This window comes from Roseburia sp. AF12-17LB (assembly GCF_003479605.1).
Taxonomy (GTDB): domain Bacteria; phylum Bacillota; class Clostridia; order Lachnospirales; family Lachnospiraceae; genus Roseburia_C; species Roseburia_C amylophila.
Map to the genome: position 1 here is coordinate 211,232 of NZ_QUHR01000005.1, position 11,286 is coordinate 222,517.

Annotated in this window: 9 protein-coding genes; all 9 read left to right on the plus strand. The window is 42.5% G+C overall.

All coding sequences use genetic code 11. The features are described from left to right. The first annotated feature begins 164 nt into the window (after positions 1-164). Complete coding sequence (locus DWV68_RS08460; RefSeq protein ID WP_118665507.1) at positions 165-2,801, plus strand: cation-translocating P-type ATPase; 2,637 nt, start codon at positions 165-167, stop codon at positions 2,799-2,801. A gap of 317 nt (positions 2,802-3,118) precedes the next feature. Next, positions 3,119-3,550 carry a hypothetical protein gene (locus DWV68_RS08465; protein ID WP_117947664.1) on the plus strand — a complete coding sequence of 144 codons (432 nt, stop codon included), beginning with the start codon at positions 3,119-3,121 and terminating at the stop codon, positions 3,548-3,550. Between the two features lie 33 nt (positions 3,551-3,583). After that, entirely contained in the window at positions 3,584-3,727 is a 144-nt protein-coding gene (locus DWV68_RS14560) for a hypothetical protein (protein WP_197420839.1), read from the plus strand. A gap of 348 nt (positions 3,728-4,075) precedes the next feature. Then, complete coding sequence (locus DWV68_RS08470) at positions 4,076-7,504, plus strand: ABC transporter ATP-binding protein/permease (protein ID WP_118665509.1); 3,429 nt, start codon at positions 4,076-4,078, stop codon at positions 7,502-7,504. A gap of 65 nt (positions 7,505-7,569) precedes the next feature. Continuing rightward, the gene (locus DWV68_RS08475) at positions 7,570-8,004 is read left to right on the plus strand and encodes a MarR family winged helix-turn-helix transcriptional regulator (RefSeq protein WP_118057166.1); all 435 of its coding nucleotides are present in this window, start codon (positions 7,570-7,572) and stop codon (positions 8,002-8,004) included. A 127-nt stretch (positions 8,005-8,131) separates the two neighbouring features. Further along, the gene (locus DWV68_RS08480; RefSeq protein ID WP_118057167.1) at positions 8,132-8,638 is read left to right on the plus strand and encodes a DUF2798 domain-containing protein; all 507 of its coding nucleotides are present in this window, start codon (positions 8,132-8,134) and stop codon (positions 8,636-8,638) included. A gap of 72 nt (positions 8,639-8,710) precedes the next feature. Further along, complete coding sequence (locus tag DWV68_RS08485; protein WP_118057247.1) at positions 8,711-9,979, plus strand: Y-family DNA polymerase; 1,269 nt, start codon at positions 8,711-8,713, stop codon at positions 9,977-9,979. Then, positions 9,969-10,154, plus strand: a complete 186-nt coding sequence (locus DWV68_RS14320) for a hypothetical protein (protein ID WP_147326048.1) — start codon at positions 9,969-9,971, stop codon at positions 10,152-10,154. Before DWV68_RS08485 ends, DWV68_RS14320 begins: the two co-directional genes overlap by 11 nt. A gap of 114 nt (positions 10,155-10,268) precedes the next feature. Continuing rightward, a complete protein-coding gene (locus DWV68_RS08490; RefSeq protein WP_118057168.1) occupies positions 10,269-11,060 on the plus strand; it encodes a sporulation initiation factor Spo0A C-terminal domain-containing protein in 792 nt (263 codons plus the stop codon). The last annotated feature ends 226 nt before the right edge of the window (positions 11,061-11,286 follow it).

The window sequence follows — 11,286 nt, forward strand, 5'->3', positions numbered from 1 at the left end:
AATTGCTTTCCTGTAAAGTAAAAAACGCTCCGCGAGGATGCACACTGCGGCGTATAAGGTAGATGCCGCAAGCGACCGCCGCAGGCGCGGGAATGTGCCAAGGCACATTCTTTGTTGTGCATGGTTGATACCCGGTAACATAAAAAGCAGGAGGTTAAGCGTATATGAAAGCATATTGGAATTGTACGAAAGAGCAGTTGGAAGAAATGTTTGGCTTTCGGGAAAAAGGATTAACAGAAGAAGAAGTAGAAAGAATACGAAAAGAGACAGGCGAGAACCGGCTGAGCGAGGGCAGACATAAGAGTCTGCTGCAGGTGTTTTTAAGTCAGTTTTGTGACTTGATGGTCATAATCCTGATTATTGCAGCAATTATTTCCATGTTTTCCGGAAATGTTGAGAGCACTATCGTAATTTTTCTGGTATTACTTATGAATGCTGTTCTTGGTACGATACAGTATAGGAAGGCAGAAAAATCACTGGATAGTTTGAAGGATTTGGCGGCACCAGCGGCCCGGGTTATCCGGGATGGAAAACGTCAGGAGATTGCATCCAAAGAGATTGTGCCCGGGGATTATGTAATCTTAGAAGCAGGGGACATGATTGTGGCAGACGGAAGAATTCTTCGCAATTATTCCCTGCAGGTCAATGAAGGCTCACTGACAGGAGAGTCTGTCAATGTAGAAAAGAATGAAGAAGTATTGCCGGAAGAAGTACCGTTGGCAGACCGGAAAAATATGGTATTTTCCGGAAGCTTTGTAACATATGGAAGAGCGGAGGTACTTGTAACAGCAACAGGAATGGATACGGAATTAGGAAAGATTGCCGGGTTGATGAATCAGACGAAGGAGCGGAAGACTCCGCTTCAGATAAGTCTTGATTCTTTCAGCAAAAAGCTGGCAATACTGATTATGGTAATCTGTGCACTGGTCTTTTGCCTTGGCATTTACCGGAAGATGCCGGTCATTGATGCCATGATGTTTGCTGTTGCACTGGCAGTAGCGGCAATACCGGAAGCATTAGGCTCCATTGTTACAATTGTGCAGGCAATGGGAAGCAGGAGAATGGCAAAGGAGCACGCCATTGTCAAAGAATTAAAAGCTGTGGAAAGCCTAGGCTGTGTATCGGTAATCTGCTCCGATAAGACGGGAACACTGACACAGAATAAGATGCATGTGGAAGAGGTTTATCTGAATGGTATGACTTGTAAACCGGATGAGATGACCTTGGAGTCCAGCCTGCAAAGGCTTTTTTTATACAATGCTATTTTAAATAATGATGCCAGCATAACGGATGGAAAAGTACTGGGAGATCCGACAGAATCTGCCCTGTTGGAAATGTTCCACGAAGTCCGCCTGAATCAGGACAGAACGGAAAATGTAGGGCAGCTTACCATACAGGAAGAAACGATTCGAAATATGATTCCGAGATTAGAAGAAATTCCATTTGATTCTGAACGGAAATGCATGAGCAGTAAATACCGGCTGCATGGCGAAGAAGAAATTATTTTTACAAAAGGAGCAGTAGATGTCCTTTTAAACCGTTGCATAAATGTGGCATATGAAGAAGAGATAAGACCGATGGATAATGTAGAAATCGCAAAAATCCAGAAGCAGAATCAGCATTTTTCTGAAAAGGGACTCAGGGTACTGGCATTTGCATGTAAGAAGTCCGGGGGAGAACTGACGGTGGAAAATGAAAATGGACTTACCTTTTTAGGATTAGCTGCCATGGCAGACCCGCCAAGGGAAGAATCCATACAGGCAGTAGCAGATGCGAAGCGGGCGGGAATCCGCACCGTAATGATTACCGGAGATCACAAAATCACAGCCGTTGCGATTGCAAAGCGTATTGGAATCTATGAAGAGGGGGATCTGGCATTAACCGGAACAGAGCTGGATGCCTGCCCGGAAAAAGAACTGGAAGAAAAGATTGATAAAATATCTGTTTATGCGAGAGTGTCACCGGAGCATAAGATACGGATTGTAAAAGCCTGGCAGAAGAGGGGCAATATCGTTTCCATGACCGGAGATGGTGTAAATGATGCACCGGCATTAAAGCAGGCAGACATCGGAGTAGCCATGGGAATAACCGGAACGGAAGTGGCAAAGGATGCGGCAGCCATGATATTAACAGATGATAACTTTGCTACGATTATTAAAGCAGTAACGAACGGAAGAAACATTTACCGTAATATAAAAAATGCTATTTTATTTTTACTTTCCGGCAACATGGCAGGAATTTTATCTGTATTGTATACATCCCTTTTGGGGCTTCCGGTTCCATTTGCTCCGGTGCATTTACTGTTTATTAACCTGCTGACAGATTCCCTTCCGGCAATTGCCATTGGCGTGGAACCGCAGGATGAAAGTTTATTGGAAGAAAAACCAAGGCAGGCATCGGAAGGAATTTTATCTGGAGAGACATTCCGGCGAATTATGTTGCAGGGCTTATGCATTGCGGCATCCACCATGGCAGCATTTTATATCGGAAATGGAAAAGGTGCGGCAATGGCATCCACTATGGCATTTGCAACACTGACATTGGCGCGTCTTTTCCATGGATTTAACTGTCGTGGAAACAAGACCATTTTTGCATTGGGCTTTACCGGAAATCCATACAGTATCCTTGCATTTGTGTCTGGAAGCGTGCTGCTGGGACTGGTGCTTTTTGTACCGCTGCTCCGGGGATTATTTTCAGTAGAATCATTGTCTGGTCCTGCTGTGATTGAGATTATTCTGCTGGCAGCACTTCCGACCGTTGTCATCCAGATGGTCAGAGGAGTGAGAGAGTTAAAAAAATAAGCCAAATTTGCGCCGGTGTCCGGGAAGAAGTTTTTGATGAAATGCGTTATCGTTCTTGAAAGTGTTTTTTCTGATAATAAATTGTCTTTCCGCTGCTTTGACTGCTCACCCCGTCTGTCCGTCGGAAGCGGATGCGAACTGGAATCTGCAAGGGCACATAAGAATTTCGATATTGTGTTTGATTTCGGCTGGCAACCGGCGCAAATTTGTGCTTGTATTTTTCTCTCTGTCCTTAGCCCATCTGGCTGCATCAACTCTTGACGGAAGCTGTCCTGCGACATATACTAAGCTTAATCACAGGGTAAGGAATGAGACAGATGTATCGGAAAAAGATAATCAGGCATTTGGCACTGCTGTGGAGCATCCTGTTTCTGGTAGCCATTGCAGGCGCATCCACCAGAACAGAACAGGTTTCCCCGGCAGAGAAAGAAGCCTTTGCAGTAAATTACATAGAATTAAAGAATGTCCGTCTTTTAGATACTCCGGATAAGATGTTATCCAGAGAGGAGCAGATGCAGAATACAGGCATTGCGGCATTGACACTAGGCTGCAGCGGTAGACTGGCGAACCATAGGAGAAATATTGGAATGATGTTCTGGCTGCTGTTGGTGGTGCTGCCACAGCTTTTTATGGGACGTATTCAGAGGAATCGGAAGAAGCATGGCGATAATGTACTAAGGAGCCTGATGTTAGCAAGGTTTGAGCGGAAGGCGGACGGAAAGAAGGAAGCATTGGCACCCGCATATTAAATACATAAAATAATAATATGCGAGGTGTAAGAAATGAATATTTTTATCTGGATTATGATAATCTTAGGTGGTGGAGTAGGAATTCTTTCCTGTGCTTATCTGGTACTGGCAATGCCGGTACTTCTGGTATGGAAGATTTGCCGGAAGGTAAAATATCACATTGGATTATTTGATTAGAAGATAAAGAAAAAGAAAAGAGGATTCTGGAATCTGGCGGCAGGTCAGAAAACAGAGTCCTCTTTTTACTTTACAGGAAATTGCTTTCCTGTAAAGTAAAAAACACTCCGCGAGGATGCGCACTGCGGCGTATAAGGTAGATGTCGCAAGCGACCGCCGCAGGCGCTAGAATGTGCCAAGGCATATTCTTTGTTCTGCACTTACGGGTATTTCTAAAATTTTTATGAAAACCATGATATTTTTCGAAAGTGAGATGTAAAAATGTTCAAAATAAGGTAATATAAAAAACAGAGTGAGAAAGAAAAAGTAAAATAGAAAAATAAAAAATGGAAAACGAGAGAATATCATATGCTTCAGATTCAACACATTTATAAGGAATATAAGACCGGAAGTCTGGTGCAGAAGGCACTGGATGATGTCAGCTTAAATTTAAGGGATAATGAGTTCGTGGCAATCCTCGGGCCGAGTGGTTCGGGAAAGACCACATTGCTTAATATAATCGGAGGACTCGACCGTTATGATAGCGGAGATTTGATTATCAATGGAATATCCACGAAGAAATACAAGGACAGGGATTGGGATTCTTACCGGAACCATACCATTGGTTTTGTGTTTCAAAGTTATAATCTGATTCCCCATCAGACGGTACTTGCAAATGTGGAACTGGCATTGACCATTTCCGGTATCGGTAAGGCAGAGCGGAAGAAACGAGCCGTTGCGGCATTAGAGCAGGTGGGACTGGGAAACCAGTTACACAAGAAGCCAAGCCAGATGTCCGGTGGACAGATGCAGCGTGTAGCCATTGCAAGAGCTTTGGTCAATGACCCGGATATTCTGCTGGCAGATGAACCGACGGGAGCATTAGACAGTGACACCAGTGTGCAGGTCATGGATTTGCTGAAGGAAGTGGCAAAAGACCGGCTGGTAGTTATGGTAACCCATAACCCGGAATTAGCAGAGCAGTATGCTACCAGAATTGTTAGATTAAGTGATGGAAAAATTCGTGCTGACTCCAATCCTTATGAAGTGGATGAAGAAATGTTGAAGGAACCGGAGCATAAAAACATGGGAAAATCCTCCATGTCATTTCTTACGGCATTGTCCTTAAGCTTTAATAATTTAAAAACGAAAAAGGCAAGAACCCTGCTGACTTCCTTTGCAGGCTCTATTGGAATTATCGGCATTGCACTGATATTATCTCTTTCTACCGGTGTAAATAAATACATCAAAAATGTAGAGGAAGAGACCTTATCCGAATATCCGCTGCAGATTCAGAGTACGGGATTCAGTCTGGCATCCATGAGTCTTGGAATGGCAGATTCTGAAAAGAATACGGAAAGTGATGACGGAAATGCCAAAACAGATAAAGAAAATTCCGGGGATAAAGTAAAAGTCATTAAGATGGTAACCAATATGTTTTCCACGATGGCATCTAATGACCTGGAGGCTTTGAAAAAGTATCTTGATGAAGGAGACAGTGGAATTGAGCAGTATACTACAGCGGTGGAGTATACTTATAATATCAGTCCGCAGATTTTTAAGGAAAATGAAGACGGGATACGTCAGGTAAATCCGGACAAATCTTTTGATGCAGTAGGTCTTGGAACTTCATCTGGTTCCAATAGTCTGATGTCATCCATGATGAGCACGGATGTTTTTTATGAGATGCCGGAAAACAGTAAGTTATATGAAAAGCAGTATGATATTAAGGAAGGACGCTGGCCGGAAAATTATAATGAGTGTGTGGTGGTGCTTACTTCCAATGGCGGAATTAGTGACTTTTTACTGTATACATTAGGTCTTCGTGACCCGCTGGAATTAGATGAAATGATACAGCAGTTTGCCAGTGAGGAAAATATCGAGACGCCATCTGATTTTGGAACTTATACTTATAAAGATCTGGTAGGAATCCGGTTTAAGCTGGTGAACAGTGCGGATTATTATACTTATGATGAAGAGTATCAGGTCTGGAAGAATAAGTCGGATAATGAAGATTTTATGAAACAACTGGTGGCAGATGGCGAAGACCTTACGATTGTAGGTGTGGTGCAGCCGGCAGAAGGAAGTAATGCCGCATCCTTAAATACAGGAATTGCATATCCAAAATCTCTGACAAAGCATGTGGCAGAGGAATCGGCAAAGAGTGAGATAGTAAAACAGCAGCTTGCAAATCCATCCGTAAATGTCTTTACCAATGAAGTGTTTGGTGAGGTAGATAAGGAAAACGGATTTGATATGCAGTCATTGTTTACCGTAGACAGTGAAGCATTGGAAAAAGCATTTTCCTTTGATGAAAGTGCCTTAAGCGGGTTGGAAAATTCTATGGGGGATATGGGAAGTGCCGATTTGTCCGAAGCATTTTCCATGGATGCTTCTTCCATGGGTCAGTCAATTTCTGCGGAAGAAATGCAGGCAATTGCAGGCAGTCTCTTAGAGGGCTACCAGCAGTATGCAAAGGATAATCCGCAGGCAGATTATTCGAATCTGTCCCAGTATTTTATGAACTATTTAAATACGGAAGAAGCCCGGAAAATTTTATCCGATAATATCAAAGAGATTATTACAGCAAATGGCATGGTAACTATTACACCGGAGCAGATACAGAGCCTCATCCAGCAGATTATGGGTGGATATCAGCAGTATGTCATAGACCATGGTTATACCGACCCGGAGAAATTTGATGAGTACTTAGCAGAATATTTGCAGACAGAGGAAGCCCAGGGGATCATAACAGCGTGGGCATCTGAGATATTTACAGGTAGTGGAAATATTGAGATTACGCAGGAGCAGATGCAGAAATTGTCTTCTGAATTATTTGCAGGTTATCAGACTTATGCACAGAATAATGGATTACCTGACCCGGCAAAATTGGGAGATTCTTTTGCGGCATATCTGAATACAGCAGATGGTCAGCAGAGAATTGCAGCCGGACTTTCGAATGTTATGAATGTGGATGCAGTACAGCAGCAGATGATGACGGCAATACAGCAGTATATGCAGCAGGCAGTGACACAGATGGGAAACAAGCTGCAAAGTGCCATGGCATCCGGCATGCAGGTGGATGAAGAAGCATTTTTAAATGCATTTCAGATTAATATGAATGAGGATGAGCTGACAGAGCTTTTGATGTCTATGGGTTCTGCAACCGGAACAACCTATGAGAATAACTTAAAGAAATTAGGCTATGTGGATTTTGCAGTGCCAAGCGGAATTAATATTTATCCGAAGGATTTTGAAAGCAAGGAGCATGTGGTAGAAATTTTAGATGCATACAATAACCGCATGGAAAAGGAAGGCAGGGACGAGCAGGTGATAACCTATACCGATATGGTAGGAACGCTGATGTCTTCCGTAACCGATATTGTGGATATTATCACATATGTACTGATTGCATTTGTGGCAATTTCGCTGGTGGTATCTTCAATTATGATTGGTGTCATTACTTATATCAGTGTGTTAGAGCGAAGAAAAGAAATCGGAATCCTAAGAGCCATCGGAGCATCGAAGCGGAATGTTTCCCAGGTATTTAATGCAGAGACCTTTATTATCGGACTGTGTGCCGGACTGATTGGAATCGGATTTACACTGCTTCTGATTATTCCGGTCAATGCGATTATCCATAATCTTGCAAATACAACCGATGTAAGTGCGGTGCTTCCGGTAGTTCCGGCACTGGTGCTGATTTTACTCAGTATCCTTTTGACACTTCTGGGTGGTCTGATCCCATCAAAGAAAGCATCGAAGAGTGACCCGGTAACAGCACTCCGGACAGAATAATGAGATTGACATTTTTTGAAAAACATTTATAATAAGTAGCAAAGCTACCTAAAAGGAGTGAAATTATGGCAGTGAAGATGCCGCTTGGACTTCGGATTGCAATTATAGACCGGGCATTCCGTCGCAAAATGGATGAATGGGCAGAAGAAATCGGAATTACTGCCGTTCAGCTTCGGGTATTAGGCGAAGTCAGTCTGATGGAAGATAATGGAGTGGAAGAAGTAAATCAGAAGGACTTAGAACATATCGAGCAGGTGACACATCCGACAATGACGGGAATTATAAAAAGGCTTGAGGCAAAAGGATTTTTAATCTGTGCACCAAGTGAGAATGACCGGCGTTATAAGAAAATATCCTGTACGGAGAAATCCCGTGGAATTCATAAGGAGATTGCGAAGAAGGAAGCACTGGTTGTAAAAGATATGTGTAAGGATTTTACACCGGAGCAGAAGGAAGCATTTCTGCAAATGACAGAGATGATGTTACAGAATATTTCCTAAGCATAAAATAAAAGTGAAATCGGAAGAGGAGGAAGTTGCCGTGTAAATTTCCTTTTCTGATTTCACTTTCGTTTTGAACTAATAGGTAGCTTTACGACTTAATGAAAGAAAAATGGAGGTAATGATTATGCCAATGCATAAGAGAGAAAGTTTGATTTATACGGTGTTAATGTGTTTTACCATGGTATTATGGATGAGTATGTATAATGTAGCACTGCATATGGGAACACTGAATATGGAAGTAATAAGAGAAGGCTGGCTGGGATTCCCGCTGGCATATGTATGCGCAATGTGTCTGGATTGGCTTCTGGTATCTAAAATTGCAAAGGGATTTGCATTTCGTTTTCTGGTAAAACCGGAAAGCAGCACAACGAAAAAAGTGATTGCAGTTTCCTATTGTATGGTAGTTCCGATGGTAATTTTCATGTCCTTATACGGTGGACTGGAAGCCTGCGTAAAAAGCGGAGCATGGAATATGCTTCTGATTATCTGGCTTACCAATATTCCAAAGAATTTTATTATGGCACTGCCGTTTCAGCTTCTGATTGCAGGTCCGTTGGTAAGAAAGATTTTTCGGACAGCATTTCCGGTTGGAACCGTATTATTAGAAGCAGAAAGTGGAAATCCTGTATAAGAATTCCTCTTGTAAAATCCAAACATATGTGCTAACATAAAACAAGAACAAATGTTCTTGAAAGGCATTGATATGAATGGAAATAAAATCTATTTATGTATTGATTTAAAATCTTTTTATGCATCGGTGGAGTGCGTGGAACGGGGATGGGATCCGCTGACTGCCAGGCTGGTAGTCGCAGACCCGGAACGCTCAGAGAAAACCATCTGTCTTGCCGTATCACCGGCGTTAAAGCAGATGGGAGTTCCCAACCGGTGTCGTGTCTTTCAGATTCCCAAAGAAATTCCATATAAGATGGCACCACCCCGTATGCAGCTATATATTGATTATGCAGCGGAAATCTATGGCGTATATCTAAAATATATTGCAAAAGAAGATATTCAGGTCTATTCCATTGATGAAGCATTTTTGGATGTGACGGATTATCTGCATCTCTATCAGATGACAGCAGTGGAACTGGGCAGAAAAATTATGCAGGATATTTTAGATACGACCGGGATTCCTGCCGCCTGTGGAGTAGGAACCAATCTCTATTTAGCGAAGATTGCTTTAGATATTATGGCAAAGCATGAAACAGACCGGATTGCCTATCTGGATGAAGCACGCTACCGGGAGAAGCTCTGGAAACATAAACCGCTGACTGATTTCTGGCGGGTGGGGCGTGGAACGGTAGAGCGTCTATCGAATATGGGCATCTGTACAATGAAAGAGATTGCCCATGCCAGAGAGTCTTTATTATATAAGGCTTTTGGCATAGATGCAGAGCTGTTAATTGATCACGCATGGGGAAGAGAACCGGTAACGATAGCGGACATCAAGGCATATCGGCCGAAGAATACATCCTTTTCCAGCGGTCAGGTGCTGCCGCGGGATTATGAGTACGAGGAAGGTGTACTGGTGGTAAAAGAGATGGCAGATTTATTGTGCCTTGACCTGGTAGACCAGGGCCTTGTAACATCCCATATCAGTCTGGTAATCGGTTACAGCAATCAGAAATGCTTTGAACCGGCGAAGGGAAGCACAACGTTGCGCAGTGCAACCAGCTCCAACCGCCGGCTGCTGTCTTATGTAGAGCAGCTTTATCGGAGAATTGTAAGACCGGGAGCATATATCCGGCGGATTACATTGACTTATACCGGCGTAATGGCAGAAGATTATCAGCAATTTGATTTGTTTTCAGACCCGGAAGAGACAGAGAAGGATGTGAAGGCACAGCGTGCAGCAATCTCCATCAAGCAGCGCTACGGCAGGAATGCTATTTTAAAGGGAATGAATTTGGAAGAGAGTGCAACGACAATAGAACGAAACGGTCAGATTGGAGGGCATAAGAGTGGCGTATAGAAGAGACACCATGGGAGCCGGACAGCAGGAAAACGCATCCGGCTGGAATGAGAGAGAGAATCTGAGAAGAGAGAAAATGGACATCGAAGACCGTGCCAAGCAGTTTATGCCCTTCGATGCCCTGAAGGGCTTTAAGGAAGCACTGCGGAAGAAGGAAAAAGAGAAAGGGTATTGATTTTTTTGACAAAATGATATAAATATATATCTGTAGCATTGTATAGATACAGGGAGTAGATTCCACAAAACAGCTAGGAAGCTGAATCGGAATGCTGAGGGAGGAAAAGAAAGAATGATTCGAATCATGCTTGTAGAAAGTGATAAACTTTTGTGCAAGGAATATGCATTAGAAATAGCCCGGGATGAAGAATTTGCATTGGTAGCGGTAACGGGGCGGCAGAGTGATGCAATCAATATTCTGACAGAACAGGAAGTAGATGCAGTAATTGTAAATTTGGAGTTAGAAGAAGGTGACGGAATCCATCTCATTATAGAGATGAAACGGAAGTTAAAGAAACATCCGGAAATTATCGTAACAACAAATTATGGTTCGGAGCATTTTCTGCATAGCATCAATAAGTTAGATATAGATTTGGTTTATAAGAAAAATAACGAATTATTTTCACCAAAGAAAATTATTGAAATAATTAAGCTGACCGCACCAACGACTGCAGATGGAGAAAGCGAATATCATAATGGAAGAAAGGTAATCTATACGGAACAGGAAGAAACCGAAATTCAGTATGTACTGGCATGGGGTGAACTGATAAAAAGCGGTTTTGAGCCGGACCGAAAAGGAACCAAATATCTTGCAAGAGCAATTGGGATTCTGTTGGCTGTTCCCAATGGTACGTCAATCCAGATAACGAATGATGTTTATCCGCAGGTTGCACAAGTATATCAGACATCAGTAAGTGGTGTGGAAAAATCAATTCGAAACGTAATAGAACGGGTATGGTCAAGGCCAGATAAGGAGATATCATACCTCAAGAATCCAGAATGGAGAGGCTCAATACAGAACAAACCATCGAATACAGAGTATATTCAGTGTGTGGTCAGACGATTGAGGAATGTTTTACATTAAATAAATACTTACAAGATAGAAGAAATTTGAATTTCTAAGGAGATTCAGATTTCTTTTTTTATTTACGCGAGAAATTCGCAAAGTGTGCTTTTCGTAGTTGCTCTGCATTGCAAGAAATTATGGTTATAGTTATTGGTAAAAATGCACAACCAATTCGTACTTCGTGCATGAGTGTAACCGGTTTTTATATATAATTCGACTTAAAAAATTTTTGGCTCGACCTTGA